Source organism: Anthropogastromicrobium sp., assembly GCF_037349415.1.
In the GTDB taxonomy this organism is placed as follows: Bacteria; Bacillota; Clostridia; order Lachnospirales; family Lachnospiraceae; genus Anthropogastromicrobium; species Anthropogastromicrobium aceti.
The window spans coordinates 49,133-68,345 of the sequence record NZ_JAXWCK010000045.1 but is presented as its reverse complement, the minus strand read 5'-3'; the positions used below and the strand labels follow the sequence as shown (position 1 = coordinate 68,345).

General features: G+C 40.8%; 16 protein-coding genes and 1 tRNA gene. 10 read left to right on the top strand and 7 right to left on the bottom strand.

Going from position 1 to position 19,213, the window contains the following annotated elements; all coding sequences use genetic code 11:
- The first annotated feature begins 24 nt into the window (after window positions 1-24).
- From WJP93_RS10785 to rpoD, 9 genes are all read left to right on the top strand, one after another.
- Complete coding sequence (locus WJP93_RS10785) at window positions 25-243, top strand: cation transporter (protein WP_118612483.1); 219 nt, start codon at window positions 25-27, stop codon at window positions 241-243.
- A 43-nt stretch (window positions 244-286) separates the two neighbouring features.
- Entirely contained in the window at window positions 287-2,152 is a 1,866-nt protein-coding gene (locus WJP93_RS10780) for a heavy metal translocating P-type ATPase (protein WP_337548292.1), read from the top strand.
- A 212-nt stretch (window positions 2,153-2,364) separates the two neighbouring features.
- Window positions 2,365-3,870, top strand: a complete 1,506-nt coding sequence (locus WJP93_RS10775) for a PIN domain-containing protein (RefSeq protein WP_337548275.1) — start codon at window positions 2,365-2,367, stop codon at window positions 3,868-3,870.
- A gap of 19 nt (window positions 3,871-3,889) precedes the next feature.
- A complete protein-coding gene (gene rhaB, locus WJP93_RS10770) occupies window positions 3,890-5,299 on the top strand; it encodes a rhamnulokinase (protein WP_337548290.1) in 1,410 nt (469 codons plus the stop codon).
- A gap of 210 nt (window positions 5,300-5,509) precedes the next feature.
- Window positions 5,510-6,679, top strand: coding sequence for a galactokinase (locus WJP93_RS10765; protein WP_118612481.1), 1,170 nt, complete (start codon window positions 5,510-5,512; stop codon window positions 6,677-6,679).
- Between the two features lie 83 nt (window positions 6,680-6,762).
- On the top strand, window positions 6,763-8,253 hold the full coding sequence (gene galT, locus WJP93_RS10760; RefSeq protein ID WP_262536224.1) for a UDP-glucose--hexose-1-phosphate uridylyltransferase: 1,491 nt from the start codon (window positions 6,763-6,765) through the stop codon (window positions 8,251-8,253).
- A 118-nt stretch (window positions 8,254-8,371) separates the two neighbouring features.
- Window positions 8,372-9,523 carry a tetratricopeptide repeat protein gene (locus tag WJP93_RS10755; protein WP_337548272.1) on the top strand — a complete coding sequence of 384 codons (1,152 nt, stop codon included), beginning with the start codon at window positions 8,372-8,374 and terminating at the stop codon, window positions 9,521-9,523.
- 21 nt (window positions 9,524-9,544) lie between these two features.
- Window positions 9,545-10,462 carry a diacylglycerol kinase family protein gene (locus WJP93_RS10750; protein ID WP_337548271.1) on the top strand — a complete coding sequence of 306 codons (918 nt, stop codon included), beginning with the start codon at window positions 9,545-9,547 and terminating at the stop codon, window positions 10,460-10,462.
- Window positions 10,463-10,642: 180 nt separating this feature from the next.
- Entirely contained in the window at window positions 10,643-11,752 is a 1,110-nt protein-coding gene (rpoD, locus tag WJP93_RS10745; RefSeq protein ID WP_262536180.1) for an RNA polymerase sigma factor RpoD, read from the top strand.
- A 50-nt stretch (window positions 11,753-11,802) separates the two neighbouring features.
- Here rpoD and htpG read toward each other — a convergent pair whose 3' ends face one another.
- The 7 genes from htpG to WJP93_RS10710 form a co-directional block, all read right to left on the bottom strand.
- The gene (gene htpG, locus WJP93_RS10740; protein ID WP_262536181.1) at window positions 11,803-13,782 is read right to left on the bottom strand and encodes a molecular chaperone HtpG; all 1,980 of its coding nucleotides are present in this window, start codon (window positions 13,780-13,782) and stop codon (window positions 11,803-11,805) included.
- 255 nt (window positions 13,783-14,037) lie between these two features.
- Complete coding sequence (locus WJP93_RS10735; protein WP_337548269.1) at window positions 14,038-14,478, bottom strand: DUF5721 family protein; 441 nt, start codon at window positions 14,476-14,478, stop codon at window positions 14,038-14,040.
- A 204-nt stretch (window positions 14,479-14,682) separates the two neighbouring features.
- Window positions 14,683-14,755 (bottom strand) — tRNA-Thr (locus WJP93_RS10730).
- A gap of 257 nt (window positions 14,756-15,012) precedes the next feature.
- Window positions 15,013-15,441: a hypothetical protein gene (locus WJP93_RS10725; RefSeq protein ID WP_337548267.1), complete on the bottom strand. Its 429-nt coding sequence runs from the start codon at window positions 15,439-15,441 to the stop codon at window positions 15,013-15,015.
- Between the two features lie 2 nt (window positions 15,442-15,443).
- Window positions 15,444-15,791, bottom strand: a complete 348-nt coding sequence (locus WJP93_RS10720) for a PadR family transcriptional regulator (RefSeq protein WP_066563999.1) — start codon at window positions 15,789-15,791, stop codon at window positions 15,444-15,446.
- A gap of 136 nt (window positions 15,792-15,927) precedes the next feature.
- Entirely contained in the window at window positions 15,928-16,365 is a 438-nt protein-coding gene (locus WJP93_RS10715; RefSeq protein WP_337548264.1) for a hypothetical protein, read from the bottom strand.
- A gap of 18 nt (window positions 16,366-16,383) precedes the next feature.
- Window positions 16,384-16,812 (bottom strand): hypothetical protein, encoded by a 429-nt coding sequence (locus tag WJP93_RS10710; protein ID WP_337548262.1) that lies wholly within the window; start codon window positions 16,810-16,812, stop codon window positions 16,384-16,386.
- Window positions 16,813-17,143: 331 nt separating this feature from the next.
- Here WJP93_RS10710 and WJP93_RS10705 point away from each other — a divergent pair, with 331 nt between their 5' ends.
- Complete coding sequence (locus WJP93_RS10705; protein ID WP_337548260.1) at window positions 17,144-19,213, top strand: GBS Bsp-like repeat-containing protein; 2,070 nt, start codon at window positions 17,144-17,146, stop codon at window positions 19,211-19,213.

Here is a 19,213-nt window from a genome sequence, read left to right as displayed (position 1 = left end):
AAAAAAGAAAGGATGGCAAACATTATGAGAAAGACATTTGAGTTAGAGGATTTAGACTGCGCAAACTGCGCTGCAAAGATGGAGGAGGCAATCAAGAAGCTTCCTGGTGTAAAGAGAGTTTCTGTAAACTTCATGACACAGAAGATGATTTTAGATGCTGAGGACAGCCAGTTTGATGAAGTACTGAAGGCAGCAGTAAAGTGCATTGCAAAGGTAGAGCCAGACTGCAGAGTAGTTCTGTAAGCACACAAAAAGTGAAAGAAGTGGTTTAGTTATGTTAAAGAAGATGACAAAAAAGCAAAAAAAGCAGTTTTACAAGATTGTGGCAGCCTTTGTGCTGTTGATTGTCGGAGTCATTCTTCCGATTCCAGAGCTTTATAAGCTTATATTTTTCATTCCTGGCTATTTGATTGTTGGCTATGATGTGCTAGTGAAGGCAGGAAAGAATATCACAAAGGGTCAGGTGTTTGATGAAAACTTTCTGATGGCAATTGCAACAATTGGTGCATTTGCGCTGCAGGAGTATACAGAAGGAATAGCCGTTATGCTGTTTTATCAGGTAGGAGAGTTGTTCCAGTCATACGCTGTAAATCAGTCCAGAAAATCAGTTGCATCATTAATGGATATCAGACCTGACAGTGCAGTTGTTCTTCGTGATGGCGTTGAGGAAGAGGTATTTCCAGACGAAGTTGCAGTAGGCGAGACGATCATTGTAAAGCCAGGTGAGCGCATTCCTCTTGATGGTATTGTGTTAGAGGGAAGCAGCATGGAGGATACAAAGGCTCTTACAGGAGAAGCCGTTCCAAGAAAGGTATCTGTTGGCGATGAGATCATCAGCGGCTGTATCAATCTGACGAATATCTTAAAGATTCGCACCACAAAGGAATACGGCGAGTCAACTGTAGCAAGAATCCTTGATCTTGTTGAAAATGCAAGCAGCCAGAAAGCAAAGGTAGAAAACTTTATCACCAAGTTTGCACGATATTATACGCCGATTGTTGTCGGTCTGGCAGCATTTATTGGTTTGATCGTTCCGATTTTCCTGCCAGGTCATCCGTTTGCAGAGTGGATTTATCGTGCATTGTCATTCTTAGTTTGTTCCTGTCCATGTGCACTTGTTATCTCAGTACCGCTTAGCTTCTTTGGAGGCATTGGCTGTGCAAGTAAGAATGGTGTGTTAGTAAAGGGAAGCAATTACCTAGAGGCTGTATCAAAAGCAGAAACTATGGTATTTGATAAGACAGGTACGCTGACAAAGGGAACATTTCGTGTGACAAAGCTTGCCCCGGTAGAGGGAAGCAGCGAGTCATCACTTCTTTTAAACACAGCTACAGCAGAGCAGTATTCCAGTCATCCAATCGCATTGTCTGTATTATCTGCATGGAAGGAAAAAAATGGCAAAGAGCTGGCAAAGGTAGAGGATGCACAGGAGATTGCAGGAAAAGGCTTAAAGGTAACTGCCGGTGGTCATGTAATCCATGCTGGAAATCAGAGCCTTATGGCAGAGCTTGGCTTGACAGTTCCGATACCAGAGGAAGCGGCAACTGTTGTATATACAGCAGTAGACGGCGTATACAGCGGCTATCTTTTAATTTCCGATGAAGTAAAAGAGGATGCAAAAGAGGCAATCAGCCGCCTGCATCATGTCGGCGTAAAGAAAACAGTTATGCTGACAGGAGACAGAAAAGCCATAGGTGAGTATACAGCAAAGCTGCTTGATCTTGATGAAGTGCACACCGATCTGCTTCCGGCAGATAAGGTAAGCTATGTCAATGATTACTGCAATAAAAAGACAAAAGGCAGAATGGTTTGCTTCGTAGGAGACGGCATCAACGATGCACCAGTTCTTGCAAGAGCTGACGTTGGAATAGCCATGGGCGGACTTGGATCTGATGCAGCAGTCGAGGCGGCAGATATTGTAATCATGGAAGATCAGCCGTCAAAGCTTGCCGATGTAATTCAGATAGGAAGAAGAACAGTTCAGATCTGCAACCAGAACATTGTATTTGCAATTGCAGTCAAAGTTATTATTCTTGCACTTGTAGCAGCAGGATTTGCAAATATGTGGGCAGCCGTATTTGCTGATGTAGGTGTTGCAGTTATAGCCATCTTAAATGCAATGAGAACATTATACTATAAACCACAGAAATAAGAGAAAAGAGAGCACAGAAATGTGTTCTCTTTTTTTAGAAGAAAATGAAATTATATTTACTATTTTTATAGAAGATTATTTTCCCTTTTTAGAAAAAAGTAAAAATTGCGCTATATATAGGAAAAATGTTATTGCAAAGCGACTTCTTTGTATGATATGATGAAAGAAGTGGTTAACCACGGACTCTATAAATGCTAAAGGAGAAACCTTTTATGGCAACATATCTTATTGACTATGAAAATGTCAAATCAGAAGGTATTAAAGGAATTGCGCAGCTTAGCGAAGAAGACCGCGTTGTGATCTTTTATAGTCACAATGCAGACACCATTACTTTTGAAGCAATGGATATGATTTTTAATTCAAAGGCACAGGTATCAAAGTACAAAATTCTGTGCGGTGGAAAAAATGCACTTGATTTTCAGCTATCCACGTATCTGGGCTATCTGATTCATGAGGCAAAAGATTCCTATTTCTATATTATCAGTAAAGACAACGGATTTAAGCACGTAGTAGATTTTTGGAAGAGAACATTCCGCTTTGACGGATATGTATACTGCTTTGCGACAATCGCAGATGGCAATGCAAGACAGAACCGCTTTAAAAATGCAACTGCAAAAGAGCGTGCACGTGCAATGGAAGAAGAACTCGCAGCAATGAGCGAAGAGCTTGAGGCTCAGGGTGACAGTGACTTAGAAAAGTCAGAAGAAGACTCTGCACCAGAAACAAAAGAAGTTGTAAAAGAAGCTGTAAATGAAGCAGAGGCTGTTAATGACAAAGAAAGCAGTGAAGCAGAAGAAATGATGCAGGAAGAAGAGCCAGAAGAAACAGATGAAGTGGCTGAACAAGAAATAGAAGAAGCACCTGTAGAGGAAGAAGTACAGGAAGAACCTACAGAAGAAGAACCAGTACAGGAAACAGAGTCAGTACAGGAAGAGCCTGCAAAAGAATTAGTACAGGAGACAGAACTGGTACAGGAAAAGTCTGCAGAAGAGCCAGTACAGGAAAAATCTGCAGAGAAAGAATCTGCAGAAGAACCAGTACATGAACCAGAACAGCAAAAAGAAAACAAAGAACCAGAAAATTTTGCATCTGATACAATAATTTATCCAGTTCAGCAGCATAAGCCAATTTCTGTAATGCCACCTGCACAGCTTCCAGATTCTGTCAGAAAGGAGCTTGAAAAGGCAGATGCGCAGTATAAGGATAGCAGCGAGGAAGATCTTCAAAAGAAGATTGCTGCGGCAGTGTCAGCTTCAACTATTACTGTAGTGGAAAGCGGAATGACCATTCATCATGTAGAAGAAGAAACTAAGACAAAGCCGGTAAAGAAAAAGGCACCTGCAAAAACGAAAAAAGCACCAAAGCAGGAAGAAGCATCAGAAAATGAAGTAAAGCCAAAGAAGACAAGAACAGCTAAAACTTCAAAGAAGAAAACAGAAAAAGAAGCTTTAGCAGCAGAAGAAAAGCTAGAAGAAAAGCCAGCAGAAGAAAAGCCGGCAAAGCCAGCCAGAAAGCCAATTACAAGAAGTACAAGAGCTAAAAAAGAGGCAGCGCCAGCTGAGGAAAAGCCAGTAAAGGAAAAAACGGCAAAGGAGAAGCCAGCAAAGGAAAAGCCAGTGCAGGAGAAGCCAGCTGAGGAAGCAACGGAACCAAAAAAGCCAGCGCGCAGAGGACGCCGTCCGAAGGCACAAAGCAACATTGCAGCAAGCTTTGAATAAATATAAAAAGGAGATGTGAATAATGAAATATTATTTAGCAGTTGATATCGGTGCATCAAGTGGAAGACATATTTTAGCACATCTTGAGGATGAAAAGATCGTTCTTGAGGAAATGTATCGTTTTACAAATGGAAATGTAACAAGAGATGGTCATCTGTGTTGGGAGTTAGACAGACTGTTTGAGGAAATTGTAAACGGAATTGCAGCCTGTGCAAAGGCAGGCAAGGCACCATCATCTATGGGTATTGATACATGGGGTGTTGACTTTGTTCTTCTTGATAAGAATAATCAGATTCTTGGAGATACAATTGCATACCGTGACAGCCGTACAGATGATATGGACAAACTCTTAGAGACAATGATCTCCCCAGAGGAGCTGTATGAGCGCACAGGAATCCAGAAGCAGCTGTATAATTCTATCTATCAGCTTCTTGCAATCAAGAATGAGCATCCAGAGTATATTAAGAATGCAGAGCATTATCTGATGGTTCCAGAGTATTTTAACTATCTGCTTACCGGAGTGATGATGAACGAGTACACCAATGCAACGACAGGACAGCTTGTAAATGCCGTTACAAAGGATTGGGACTACGAGCTGCTTGACAGAATCGGCATTCCGTCTAAGATCTTTGGAAAGCTTCATATGCCAAAGACAAGCGTTGGTATGTTAAAGCCAGAGATTGCAAAAAAGTGCGGATGCCAGACAGAAGTAATTCTTCCGGCAACACACGATACAGGCTCCGCTGTTTTGGCAGTTCCGGCAAACGATGATGACTTTATCTATTTAAGCTCAGGTACATGGTCACTTATGGGAATTGAGAGAAAGTATGCAGAGTGCAGCTTAAAGAGCATGAAGTATAACTTTACAAACGAAGGTGGTTATGATTATCGTTTCCGTTATTTAAAGAATATCATGGGTCTGTGGATGCTGCAGAATGTCCGCAAGGAAATGAATACGGACAATAAGACCTACACGTTCCCAGAGCTGATTGCAATGGCAAAAGAGGCAGATGGCTTCCCGTCAATCGTAAATTGCAATGACAGCAGCTTCCTTGCACCAAAGAGCATGACAGATGCAGTACGCTATTACTGTGAGAGAACAGGCCAGAAGATTCCTCAGTCTATGGGTGAGGTTATGGTAGTTATCTACAATTCACTTGCTCAAAGCTATAAGGATACTGTTGCAGAGCTTGAAGAAATGTCTGGACGCAAGTTTTCAAGAATCCATGTTGTAGGCGGCGGTTGCCAGGATATGTTCTTAAATCAGAAAATCAAAACCTTTACAGGAAAAGAGGTTTATGCAGGACCAGTAGAAGGCACAGCACTTGGCAATCTTATGGTTCAAATGTTAAAGGATGGCAGCTTTAAGACACTTGAAGAGGCAAGAGAGTGTGTTGCATCATCATTTGATGTAAAAAAAGTAGACTGATTTACAAATTAGTTTGTGATAAAAGACGAAAAAAGAGAATCCCGTTTCGGCGGGGTTCTTTTTTTGAAAACAAAAGGCAAATCTCAATATATTTATAATAATTGCAAAGTTATTTTATTTACAGCAGACATATTTCGTGATATGCTTAATTCAGCATCAGGGAAATACCTGATAGTGAAGCGGATATAAGCAGATAAGGAGATTACAATTATGCAGACTAAAATGAGAGAAGAATTTGCAAAGATTTTTGGAGAAGGAAGAGAGCCTGAGTTTTATTTTGCGCCAGGACGTGTTAATCTGATTGGAGAGCATACCGATTATAACGGCGGTCATGTATTCCCATGCGCACTCAGCATTGGTACATACGCTCTGGCAAGAAAGAACGACTGTGGCAAGATGCGTTTTTACTCCCTGAACTTTACCAGATTTGGAATGCTGGCAGTAGAGGGACCGGCAAACGAGTTTACAAATGTTCCGGCAGATAACTGGTGCAATTACCCGAAGGGTGTTATGTGGGCATATACACAGAAGGGTTATACCATTGATAGTGGTCTTGATATTTTATATTATGGAAATATTCCGAATGGTTCCGGTCTTTCCTCCTCAGCATCTATCGAAGTTGCAACAGCTGTTATTTTAAATGATCAGTTTGGATTTGATGTTGATATGGTTGAAGTCAGCAAGATCTGCCAGTTCTCAGAGAACAAATTCAACGGTGTAAACTGTGGTATCATGGATCAGTTTGCTATCGCAATGGGAAAAGCAGGTCATGCAATCTTCCTTGACACAGCAGATCTTTCCTACACATATGCACCGCTTGAGCTTACAGGTGCAAAGATTGTAATTGCATGCAGCAACAAGAAGAGAGGACTTGCAGATTCCAAGTATAATGAAAGAAGAAGTCAGTGTGAGACAGCACTTGCACAGCTTCAGGCAGTAAAGCCAATCAACAGCCTTGGTGAGCTTACAGAGGAAGAGTTTGATGCCATTGCAGATACAATCACTGATCCGGTAAACAGAAAGAGAGCAAAGCATGCTGTATATGAGAATCAGAGAACTATTCGTGCAGTAGAGGCACTTAAGAATAACGATATCGCACTGTTTGGAAAGCTTATGAACGAATCTCATGTATCACTGCGTGATGACTACGAGGTAACAGGAATTGAGCTTGATACCTTAGCTGAGACTGCATGGGAGCAGCCAGGTGTAATTGGTTCCAGAATGACAGGAGCAGGCTTTGGCGGCTGTACAGTAAGTATCGTAGAGGATGACAAGATTGATGCCTTCATCGAGAACGTAGGAAATGTATATAAGGATAAGATCGGCTATGCAGCAGACTTCTACGTAGTAACCGTAGGTGACGGCGCACATAAGATGTAATACCAGGGGTGAAAAGCAACGGAGCAATTCGTAAGTATTACTTAACTTAGAAAAAAGACTTTTTAGAAAGGCATGGTAGAGTGATGACAGTATATGAGGCAATCGCAGCACTCGTTCAGTATGGAATTGATACAGGACTGACACCTGAGTGTGAGCGCATTTATACAACAAATCAGCTGCTTGAAATTATGCAGCTTGATGATTATGAGGAACCGGCAGAAACGACAGCAGCACCGTTAGAGGAAATTTTAGATGTGCTGCTTGCAGATGCATGCAGTCGTGGACTGACACAGGACAGCGTAGTGTACCGTGATTTGTTTGACACAAAGCTGATGAATGCGCTTATGCCAAGACCGTCACAGGTAAGAGAGGCATTTTGGAAGGAATATAAGGAAAGCCCAGAGAAGGCAACCGAATATTTCTACAAGCTTAGTCAGGATTCAAATTATATACGCCGCTATCGTGTATGCAAGGATATGAAGTGGATGACCGCCACTGAATATGGCGATCTTGATATTACAATCAATCTGTCAAAGCCAGAGAAGGATCCAAAGGCGATTGCAGCAGCACGTACACAGAAGCAGAGCGGCTATCCAAAATGTCTGCTTTGCATCCAGAACGAAGGCTATGCAGGACGTGTTAACCATCCGGCAAGACAGAACCACAGAATCATCCCGATTACAATTAATCAGTCTCAGTGGGGCTTCCAGTATTCTCCATATGTGTACTATAATGAGCATTGTATCGTATTTTGCGGAGAGCATTCACCGATGAAGATTGACCGCAGTACATTTGTAAAGCTGTTTGATTTTGTCGGCCAGTTCCCGCATTACTTCCTTGGATCAAATGCTGATCTTCCAATTGTAGGCGGTTCTATTCTGACACATGATCATTTCCAGGGCGGTCACTACGAGTTTGCAATGGCGAAGGCTCCAATTGAGACACCAGTAACAATCCCAGGCTACGAGGATGTAGAGGCAGGTATTGTTAAGTGGCCTATGTCAGTTATCCGTATTCGCCATAACGACAGAGAGCGTCTGATTGATCTGGCTGATCATATCTTAAAGGCATGGAGAGGCTACACCGACGAGGAAAGCTTTATCTTTGCTGAGACAGATGGAGAGCCACATAACACAATCACGCCAATTGCAAGAAAGAAAGACGGCATCTTCGAGCTTGATCTTGTGCTTAGAAACAACATCACAACACCAGAGCATCCGCTTGGCGTTTATCATCCGCACGAAAAGCTGCATCATATCAAGAGAGAAAATATCGGTCTTATCGAAGTTATGGGACTTGCTGTACTGCCGTCACGTCTAAAAGGCGAGCTGTCAGCACTCAAAGAGGCTATTCTTGCAGGAAAAAATCTTCGCGAAGATGAAGTTCTGGCAAAGCACGCTGATTGGGCAGAAGAATTTATGGCTTCATACGACAAGATAGACGAATCCAACATCGATGCAATTTTGCAGGACGAGGTAGGAAAAGTATTCGCACAGGTTCTAGAAGATGCAGGTGTCTATAAGCGCACAGAAAGCGGAAGAGAAGGATTCCTTCGTTTTATCGGAACATTATAATTAGTGTTATATTTTTTCAATATAGGGTTGAAATCAATCCAATAAAGGGATAAAATAGTGTATGAAAATAAAACCAAAATTTTGTTTTTACAACGATAAAACTGAAAGAATATAATTTATGCGAAAAAAAAATATAATACTTGCGGGGGCATTGACACTGATGGCAGCTGCTATCAGCGCCTGTGCCCCCGCAGGTTCAAACAGCAACAAAAAGGGACTAGAGGCATATCAAAACGGGGACTATCAAAATGCCGTGTATTTATTTAAGCAGGCAATAACGCAGGAGCCGTCAGAGGATGCCTACTATTGTAATTTGGGTCAGGCCTACTGCGCTCAAGGGTATTATGAGGAAGCAATCGAAAGCTTCACACAAGCTCTTCAGCTAGGCGGCAGTTCTTTCTATAGCTATAGAGGAATGGGGCTTGCCTACAATGGTTTAGAAGAATATGAAAAAGCAATAGAAAGCTTTCAGCAGGCGATAGAAGCTGCCGGGTCACTCGACAGCTCCTGTCGCCTTGATGTGGTTGGATATCGCGCAGAAGCCAAAATGAAGCTTGGCGACTATGAGGGATCACTTGAGGATTACAATGAGCTCATTGAGGCAGGCTATCGTTTGCGTGACATATATCAGCTGACAGGAAATGTATATCTTTTAATGGATGATGTAGATCAGGCACTTCACTGTTATCAGGAGTGCCTTGATATAGATAACCGCAACTACGAAGGGTATCTGACGATGGCAGATGCACTAAAAAAGGCAGAAGCAGAAGAGGCACGCAAGGTCGTGCTTAATGCAGCATTAGAGGTCACTCCCTACGAGGCAAAGGACTGGTGCTACCGCGGGCGTATTTATTTAGAGCTAGAGCAGACAGATGAGGCATTTTCTGCATTTGAGGAATCCTACAACAAAGGATATGCACAGGCAGGGTATTATCTTGGCTATTGCTATGAACTTCAGGGAAAAAGTGAGGAGGCAATAAATCTTTATCAGGAACAGATCAAGCACGATCCACAGGATGCCGGGCTTTACAATCAGCTTTCATCGTGCCTTGTTCGTCAGGGAGAATATCAGGATGCGCTGATTATGATTCAAAAAGGGATGCAGCTGGCAGATGAGAGCCAGATGGCAGATTTTTTATGGAATGAAAGCATCTGCTATGAAAAAATGGGGAACTACGATACGGCAATTGAAAAACTGATGAGTTATTTAGAGCAGTATCCGGCAGACAAAGATGCCAAAAAAGAACTGGCATTTTTGTACTCCAGATGATGCAGGAAAGGCAGGTATTCTATGAAAAGACTACTATTTATTTACAACTTACATTCTGGAAAAGGACTGATTCGAAATCATCTGGCAGATATTATTGATACATTCAATAAGGCTGGATACGAGACTGTTGTATACTCGACACAAGAGCGGGCAGATGCGACAAGACTTGCAAAGGAATTGGGTGCTTCCTATGATCTTGTAGTCTGCAGCGGCGGAGACGGCACATTAAGCGAGGTGCTTGATGGTGTGATGACTATTGACGAAAAAAGACGTCCAAAGATTGGCTACATTCCGGCAGGCTCCACTAACGACTATGCGTACAGCCTCGGCCTTCCGTCACAGATGAAGCGCTGTGCAAATGTGATTGCACAGGAAAAGTTCCGTGCTGTCGATGTAGGTAAATTTCAGGAAAACAGCTACTTCGTCTACGTAGCAGCATTTGGTGCATTTACAGAGGTTTCCTGGAACACACCGCAGAAAACGAAAAATGCGTTAGGCCATAACGCTTATATATTAGAAGGAATACGTCAGGTCGGAAATCTAAAACCATATCAGGTGCGCTTTTCATTTGGCGACGAGGAAATTGCAGGAGAGTGCATTTATGCAATGGTCTACAATTCCTTCAGCGTAGGCGGCATGAAGAACATAAGCGGACAAAATGTAGAGCTTGACGATGGCAAGCTAAATCTTATGATCGTTTACAGGCCAGATAATGCAGTAGATTTTTCTGTTATGCTGGCAGATCTAGTAACAAAGAATCCAAACTCAAAGTTTATAGCAAATTATGAGATTTCAGATCTGACAGTTGAAAGCGACAGTGATATTGATTGGGTGCTTGACGGAGAATATGGCGGAAGCCATAAGAAGGTTCATATTCAGGCAATGCCGAAGGCAATGAAGATTGCAGTGCCAGCCGAAACGATTCCACAAGAAAAGTAAATAAAATTCAAAAAACTCTTTACAAATGAGGGGACTTCCTGTATAATATAAAGTTGCTAAGGTATTGCGCAAGTGGCTGTTTGATGCTTCAACAGGAAGCCAATGGCGTGAATAAAAGAAAGGCGTACCTGGGCATACATAGAAACAGTGTGAGAATTGTTTACAGAAAGGACAATGCACATGGAAAAAGAAGTATTAAAGGAACGTTTGACAAAGTTAGTTGAAATTGGCCTTAGCAAGAATAAGACGCTGGATTTCAATGATGTAAATGATTTTTTTGCCGGTGAAACCCTGACACCAGAAGAACTGGAATTTGTATACACATATCTGGAGCGCAAGAAGATAGATGTTCTGCGTGCTGCAACAGAAGATATGGCAGCAGATGATTTTGATAAAGATATAGATTTTTCCGATGATGAGGAAGATGTTGATCTTGACGCAATTGATCTGCTTGAGGGTGTAGGAACAGAGGATCCTGTCCGTATGTATTTAAAGGAGATCGGTACAGTACCACTTCTTACAGCGGATGAGGAGATGGAGCTTGCAAAGAAAAAAGCTCAGGGCGATGAGTCCGCAAAAGAGCGTCTGATCGAGGCAAACCTTCGTCTTGTAGTCAGCATTGCAAAGCGTTACACCGGACGTGGCATGAGCTTTCTGGATCTTGTTCAGGAAGGAAATCTAGGACTTATCAAGGGTGTAGAGAAGTTTGACTATACCAAGGGATATAAGCTTAGTACCTATGCGACATGGTGGATTCGCCAGTCTGTCACAAGAGCACTTGCTGATCAGGCAAGAACCATCCGTGTTCCTGTTCATATGGTTGAGACAATTAACAAGATGTCAAAGATGCAGCGTAAGCTGACGCTGGAGTTAGGCTATGAGCCAAGCGTTGCTGAGCTGGCTAAGGCACTTGATATGTCAGAGGATAAGGTTATGGAGATCATGCAGATCGCAAGAGAGCCAGCATCCCTTGAAACACCAATCGGTGAGGAAGATGATTCCAACCTTGGTGATTTCGTTGCCGATGTCAATACAGTCACACCGGAAGGAAATGTAGAATCCGTTATGCTGCGCGATCATATCGATGCCTTGCTCGGAGATCTTAAGGAGAGAGAGCGTCAGGTAATCGAGCTTCGTTTTGGCTTACGGGACGGCCATCCGAGAACACTTGAGGAAGTCGGCAAGGAGTTCAACGTAACAAGAGAGCGTATCCGTCAGATCGAGGCAAAGGCTTTAAGAAAGCTTCGTAACCCAGTAAGAAGCAAGAGAATCCGTGATTTCCTTGCGTAATCAAAAATAAAAAAATAAGACAGCCTTTTGGGCTGTCTTATTTTTTTATTTTATTTTGCAATTTCCATCATAATCTCATTGGAACGTGTGATAAACTTAGACATACGATCCGGAGAGAGTGTGCCGTGAGCAAGAGCGGCAAGATCATACAGCTGCTCGCAGTACTTTGTAACAGACTCATCCTCAGCGTGAGCCAGAACATACTGAACAAGCGGATGTGTAAGATTTAAGACAAGTGTTTCATCTGGTGTACCAAAGTCCATACCAGACATGCCATACATCTTCATCATCTCCTGCATTCTTCTTCCTTCCTCAGAAAGAGTCATAACACAAGCCATAGAAGCATCCTTTAACTTTTCAGCCTTAACAGTCAGCTTATCATTATTTAATGCCTTGTGGAAGAGTGCAGTCAAAGACTCGCTGTCCTTCTTCAAGGTTTCCTTCTCCTCATCAGAAGTTTCCTCCTTAAAGGAATCAGTCAGATCAGAGTCAATGCGGACAAACTTAACATCAGGATTCTTCTGCTCTAATCTCGTGATAAATGGAGCGTCAATGTTATGCTTTAAGAGAACGGCATTGATGCCTTCCTTTTTAAACATCTCAATATACTGGCTTTGCTCCTTTTCATCAGTTACATAGAAGACCTGATTCTTATGCTTCTCCTCATTCTCCTTTAAGATATCCGGAAGAGTCAGATACTTGCCATTCAAATCCTTAAAGATGATATAATCATTCATCTTCTCAGCGAATTTCTCATCCTTTAAAACACCAAACTTGATAAATGGATTGATGTCATCCCAGAACTTCTCATAATCCTCACGCTTTGTCTTGCACATACCAGTCAGACGGTCAGCAACCTTCTTTGTGATATAATCGGAAATCTTCTTAACAAAACCATCATTCTGCAGAGCGGAACGTGAAACATTAAGCGGAAGATCAGGACAGTCAATAACACCCTTTAACAGCATCAAGAACTCAGGGATTACTTCCTTAATATTATCGGCAACAAATACCTGATTGTTGTACAGCTTAATTGTACCCTCGATGGAATCATACTCAGTGTTGATCTTCGGGAAGTACAAAATACCCTTTAAGTTAAACGGATAATCCATGTTCAGATGGATCCAGAACAGCGGCTCCTTGTAATCATGGAATACTCTGTGATAAAACTCCTTATACTCCTCATCGGTACACTCATTTGGATGCTTTGCCCAAAGCGGAGTAGTCTCATTGATCGGCTTAGGAGCTTCAGGTGCTTTTTCAGCCGGCTCAGCTTCAGTTTCAGCCTCAACAGCTTCACCGTCAGCAGCCTTCTTTGCAGCTTCCTCAGCCTTTCTCTTTTCTTCCTCTTCTTTAGCCTTCTTTTCGGCCTCATCGATTCTTGCCTGCTCCTCAGCAGTCTTGATTGCCTCAAAATAAATCGGGATAGGCATGAAAGAACAGTACTTGTCAAGGATTTCCTTTGCACGATATTCATTGCAGAACTCGTAGCTGTCCTCATTTAAGTAAAGAGTGATAGTAGTACCGATCTCAGTTTTAGCGCTGTCAGTCATCTCGAAAGAAGTACCCTCATCAGACTCCCAATGAACAGCCTTAGCTCCTTCCTTATAAGAAAGAGAATCAATCGTTACACGGTCAGCAACCATAAATGCTGAGTAAAAGCCAAGACCAAAGTGACCAATAATCTGATCATCATTTGTCTTATCCTTATACTTGTCAAGGAAATCACGTGCACCAGAGAAAGCGATCTGATTGATATACTGATCAATTTCATTTGCATCCATACCGATACCATTATCAGTAAAGGTGATGGTCTTAGTCTCTGCATCAGCAGTAACCTTTACGCAAAGCTCCTTGCCTTCCGGAATGGTGTACTCACCGATCATGTCAAGCTTCTTTAACTTTGTAACCGCATCGCAGCCATTGCTGACAAGCTCACGGAAGAATATATCGTGGTCAGAATACAGCCACTTCTTAATGATAGGAAATATGTTTTCACTGTTAATTGATAAACTGCCTTCTTTATTCATAACATCCTCGTTTCTGCGTCTGTCGTTTTCACAGCAAGCGTAAAAATTTGACGACGCGACTTTCATAGCCAATTTAGAATCATGACATCGAACATTATTAGCACTGTCGCTGCCTGATTGCTATTTTCTTGCTGCAATTCGTATTTTACAGCTATGAACATGATTTGTCAACACGAAAAGATGACAATTCTGCTAGAAAAGGCATAATTTTATAAAAATTTTAGCACTCACTAGAATTGAGTGCTGACTGTACGATTAAGCCTCCTCAAAATCAAGCTGCTTTTGCTTGATCCAAGCAGCAACGTAGTGATCCCAAAGTCGTTCACTGTCACGGTCAAGGGAAAAACGAGAAAATACAGTGCCAGTCGATAATGAAAGAGTGTGATTTCTATAGGAAAGATGAAGCGTAAAGCCATCAATGTCCTGATTATTGGCAAGCATCGGATCATTAAACAAGTTGGAAGCCTTGTCTTTATCAAGAAAGAATGTGATCTGAAAGGAAACAGGAGGCTGCTTACCCTTAATTATCGAAAAACAGACAGGGCGAAGACGCTGCCAGGAACAAAGCTTGTCAGGCTGCGTATCAGCATCCTCAAAAAAAGCGGCATTTAAATGACCGTCCATAGAAAAAGTGATATAGCTGACAATAGTAACAGACAGCACATCAAAGTCATCAAAAGACGGTTGTGTAAACAAATGGGATGTGGCATCCTTTAAAGAAGAGAGTGTAAAAGCAAGCATCATGTACCTCCAAGAATTTAACTCATTTGCGTTTGAAAAATAAACGTAACTATTCTGTCTGAATGCCAGCATTCATAGAAAGCAATTTTGCATGGCTCTGAATAGTTACAAATAAATAAAAAAAGAGCATCCGGTGACGGACACTCTTTTGTACTGGAAAGCTCCCGACGGGACTCGAACCCGTGATCTATTGATTACGAATCAATCGCTCTACCAACTGAGCCACGGAAGCGCTTTGAACCGTACTATATTATGATACCAGAGGCAGAGGGTTTTGTCAAGGGAAAAATGAAAGTTCACACATCATGTTACGAAAGCCCTTCGGTGTAATGGTTTCGTCGCCGGACCAAACTCCGCAGGTTCCTTTTATGTTCTTTATTATTATACATTGCTTTGAAAGACCTGCTTCAAGTGTCCGGCTCGTGAAATCCATTCACCTTCGGGCTTGGCTGTAAATATTGGTTTATCCGTGAACTATAACAGTAAACATTAATTACCAGGGAAATATTCGTCAGGATCAAAAGTTCGAGCTTCTGCTGGAGTGAGGTGGTACACGGGCGGTTCAAAATATCCTTCGTCAGCCAGCTTATTTAAATATACACGATAAAGGGACAAACCAACTAAGAATAATATGGCTATGATACATAGTGAAGCCCAAAATAATTTCTTTTTATTGGTTGTTCGCATTGCAGGCTGCACATGAGAAATATCAAGCTGAGAAAGAAATGCATCAGCTGTTGCCCTGGGAGTATCGAATTCGGAAACTAAATCCGAGTAAGAAATCGGTGAATTTTCCTGCTCAGCCTCAAAATCCTCTAGTGTCTGTTGAAATTTAGAAAGAAATTGTTGTTTTGTTGTTTTATCGCAGCAAAGTAAATCAGACAGCTCACGAATATATTGTTCGATAGCGGTATTCATAATTAAAGACTTTTGCTCCTTTCAAAAATGCAGCGAATGCTGTCATGTACGATATCGTATTCTTCCTTAAGCTGAATCAGATGTTCTCGTCCTTTAGGTGTGATAGAATAAATAACGCGAATACGCTTACGCCCAAGCTTAGTCTCAGAAATATCTTCCTGAGAAATAATATAGCCCTCGTCAGATAACTTATACAAAATTGGGTAAAGAGAGCCTTCCTTGATGATCAGGCGGCCATCGCTTCTGTCCTTAATTTCCTGAACAATACGGTAGCCGTGAGCATCATCTTCATTTAAAATAAGGAGGGCAAGCATCTCAACAGACCCTCGTTTAAACATTTCTATTGCCATGTGTCCCTCCCTTCGACAACTTTTTTGAAGATTGCGGGAGTGCAAAGCACCTTTTAACCCCAACATCATACTAAGCATTTATTATGAATGAAAAGATAATAAAAGTCAAGAGTTAAGATTTATATAGTGGTAGTAATCATGAAATATTGCCGTAAATATCACATGACATGTTGATGTTAAGTGTTTTGTTGGAACCTTGATAAAGGACAGTCGCAGTACCATAAGCTGTATTACCAGAGACATAGCTGTTTTTTGATTTAAAGACGGCAGAAGAATCGGCAATATTAACGATAGCATTTGCGGAAGTTGCGGAAGCGCGAACTCCATAAGTATAATCAAAAGATGCATATATTGACAATGAAAAAATAAAAACGTGATTTTTTAAGTAATAAGAAATTTTTTTTGATTTTGAAGCGGGAGTGCGCAAGGTAGTATTTGAAGTATAAATTTCTGTGATTATATAATCTCCATTTTCTAAATATTGGATATTATAATTGGGAGCAGCAGTAGTTACATTACAGTTTGGAAATAAAAAACAGACAACTAAGAATAAACAGGCAAATAGCTTTTTCATTGTAGTGAATCTCCTTTGTTAATATGTTCGATAATTGGTAATACCAATTTCTTCGGGACCAGGTATATCTGTACCATCATACATAGTTTCAATGGCATACCCATCCTGAAACAAATAAAACCAATAAATCCTGCGGATCGAATAGATAAGCAAAGCTGCAAAGATTAATATGCACGCAGTAATAATGCAAAAGTGCTTTATTTTTCTGCGTTTTATCAAATTATGTAGCTGTGTTGAACTATATTCGCCTAAAAAGCTGTTAGCCACTTCCTTGGGTGATCCAAATTGCTCGACGATATCCTCATATTTAAGAGCAGTCGGATGCTCTGATTCAAATTCTGATAGTCGATTTTTTAAAGATGACAGTATTTCTTTTTTCTCTTTTCCACTGCAGCACAGCTGGTTTGAAAGCTCCTTTAAATACGTATTAATGGCATTATTTTTCAAAATGTACCTCCCTCTTGCAAATGAAATATTGTTTGATCATAAGCATCTCCTTTTTAACAAGTATTCAAAATTCATTTGAACATAATAGACCGCTAAAAGGCAATAGAAAACAACTATGCCAGGTCAGTAATGATATAATGAACTTTTTAAGTAGTATGAACTATAATATATAAAAAGTCAATACTTAGGATTCTTAAATATACTATTGACAAGTAATAAAAGAAATGGTATATATAAAACATGAATACCACGTATATAATTTTTATTCAGAATTAGCGCGCGGAAGACTGGATAAAATTTATGTAAAATAAATTTAGAAAAGGATACAGAAATGAGAAAGAAAGCAGCGTTAGTATTAGGTATGGCAATTACTTTTTCACAGGTTGCCATGGCAGAAGAGATTACTAGCTCGACAGAACAGATTGAAAATTGTACGCCTGAAACTTCTGTGCAGGAAGAAAATTTTCAAGAAACAGAGCAGCAGAGTAATGTGAATGAGGTACAGGAATCAGTATCAGAAGATGAAGAAGTGCAGATGCAGGAGAGTACAATTGAGAGTTCTGAAGTAGAGTCGGAGATTGCATCAGAACTTGATAACACTGTAGAAGAATCAACATCAGAGCTTGATACAACATCAGCTTCGGAAGTAGACAATGATCTGTTACAGAAAATGTATGAATATGCTCAGATTTATAATGATGCCAATGGTGCACCAGAGGGCGATTCGCTGGCGTGTGAGCAGTATGCGGCATTAGAACAGTATCCTGATAATGGGATTATGGTTATAAATAATAATGAGATTTCTGTGTCAGCGTACATTTCAAAGCTTTTAAGTAAGGTTGGAAAAGGCTATAGTCAGGCAAATAGAGATTCAGCGGATTATTTTGATTGCAGCTCATTGGTTAAAAGATGTTTCAGTGAATTGGGAATTACCAATGTGCCTGGTACAACCGCTGGTTGGAATAGTGCATTAAGTTCTGTACCTGTAAATGGAGAGTATGTATTAAGCGGTTCTGGTGGAATGATTCGATATAAACTGATTGCAACAAATGTAACAGAATTGAGTAATCCAGATTTATTTAGTGTACCAGGAACGATTATGGTTTATATTGCACCAGGAGCATCGAAAGGTCATGTTGCAGTATCTCTTGGAAGTTTTGCACGTCAAAATGGAAATTACAATCCAAATTCTCAAAGCAATTTAATTGTACAACAGACAAAAAATTATGTTGTGAATCAGCTTCAGCAGAGATATGGAATAGCAGGACTTGGCGGAACAAGTTCAATGACTGGAAGAGATAAGTTGTACATAAATTCAAATTATCTTGGACAAGATATGAATCTTGGCAATAATACATATTCTGGACCATATAACTCAATTTTTCGTGTAGAGGCAGCCAGTCCAACATTTGGTGTTTGTGTGAATAATTCTGTATCGGGATTGTCTGGTATGAATGTTAAGTATGTTTTAAGACCGGTGCAAGGTGGTAGTACAGCGGCAGCACCAACACTAGGTGATGTAAAGGTAACAGAATTAACTTCAAAAGGATATCGTGTGACAGCAACGTTTTCTGCACCAGCGGGAGTTAAGAGTGTGAAAATGCCGACATGGACTGAGAAAAATGGTCAGGATGATTTAATTTGGCATGAAGCAAGTATCAGTGGAAATACAGCAACATTTTATGTGCCAGTATCCAGTCATAATAATGAGTCTGGAACATACAACACGCATGTATATGTGTATGACGTTTTAGGAAGAGAAACTCTAAAGGGTGTGACTGTAACAGTACCAGCAATTTCGGAAGCTCCTAAGATTCTTAATATTAAGACAGAGGATCTTACAGCAAAAGGATACCGTGTAACAGTAACATTTTCTGCACCAGCAGGAGTAAAAGAAGTTCAGATGCCAACATGGACAGCGAAAAATGATCAGGATGATATAGTTTGGCATATTGCAAGTATTAGTGGAAATACAGCAACATTTTATGTTCCGGTATCTAGTCATAATAATGAATCTGGCGTTTATTACACACATGTTTATGTGTATGATGTAAATGGGGCATATGCATTAGAAGGAATAACAGTGAGAGTTCCAGCAGTGGCAGAAGCACCAGTTATTAAAAAAATAGAAACATCTAATGTGACAACTGCAGGATATACAGTTAAAGTTACATTTTCTGCACAGTTAGGGGTAAAAGAAGTCAAAATGCCAACTTGGACTGAAAAAAATGGACAGGATGATATTGTATGGCATGTGGCAAATATAAGCGGAAACACGGCAACTGCGTATATTCCAACATCTGCTCATAATAATGAAGTAGGGAATTATATTACTCATGTATATGTAGTAGATAAAAAGAACAATGAGGCAGTGGAAGCCGTGTATGTAACGGTTAAATAA

Excerpts from the sequence above, each read along its gene's own strand:
- WJP93_RS10720 (WP_066563999.1), bottom strand. The coding sequence starts at position 15,791 with ATGGCAATAGAAATGTTTAAACGAGGGTCTGTTGAGATGCTTGCCCTC.
- galT (WP_262536224.1), top strand. The coding sequence starts at position 6,763 with ATGACAGTATATGAGGCAATCGCAGCACTCGTTCAGTATGGAATTGAT.
- WJP93_RS10755 (WP_337548272.1), top strand. The coding sequence starts at position 8,372 with ATGCGAAAAAAAAATATAATACTTGCGGGGGCATTGACACTGATGGCA.
- WJP93_RS10725 (WP_337548267.1), bottom strand. The coding sequence starts at position 15,441 with ATGAATACCGCTATCGAACAATATATTCGTGAGCTGTCTGATTTACTT.
- WJP93_RS10750 (WP_337548271.1), top strand. The coding sequence starts at position 9,545 with ATGAAAAGACTACTATTTATTTACAACTTACATTCTGGAAAAGGACTG.
- WJP93_RS10780 (WP_337548292.1), top strand. The coding sequence starts at position 287 with ATGACAAAAAAGCAAAAAAAGCAGTTTTACAAGATTGTGGCAGCCTTT.
- WJP93_RS10785 (WP_118612483.1), top strand. The coding sequence starts at position 25 with ATGAGAAAGACATTTGAGTTAGAGGATTTAGACTGCGCAAACTGCGCT.
- WJP93_RS10705 (WP_337548260.1), top strand. The coding sequence starts at position 17,144 with ATGAGAAAGAAAGCAGCGTTAGTATTAGGTATGGCAATTACTTTTTCA.
- WJP93_RS10775 (WP_337548275.1), top strand. The coding sequence starts at position 2,365 with ATGGCAACATATCTTATTGACTATGAAAATGTCAAATCAGAAGGTATT.
- WJP93_RS10715 (WP_337548264.1), bottom strand. The coding sequence starts at position 16,365 with ATGAAAAAGCTATTTGCCTGTTTATTCTTAGTTGTCTGTTTTTTATTT.
- rpoD (WP_262536180.1), top strand. The coding sequence starts at position 10,643 with ATGGAAAAAGAAGTATTAAAGGAACGTTTGACAAAGTTAGTTGAAATT.
- WJP93_RS10765 (WP_118612481.1), top strand. The coding sequence starts at position 5,510 with ATGCAGACTAAAATGAGAGAAGAATTTGCAAAGATTTTTGGAGAAGGA.
- htpG (WP_262536181.1), bottom strand. The coding sequence starts at position 13,782 with ATGAATAAAGAAGGCAGTTTATCAATTAACAGTGAAAACATATTTCCT.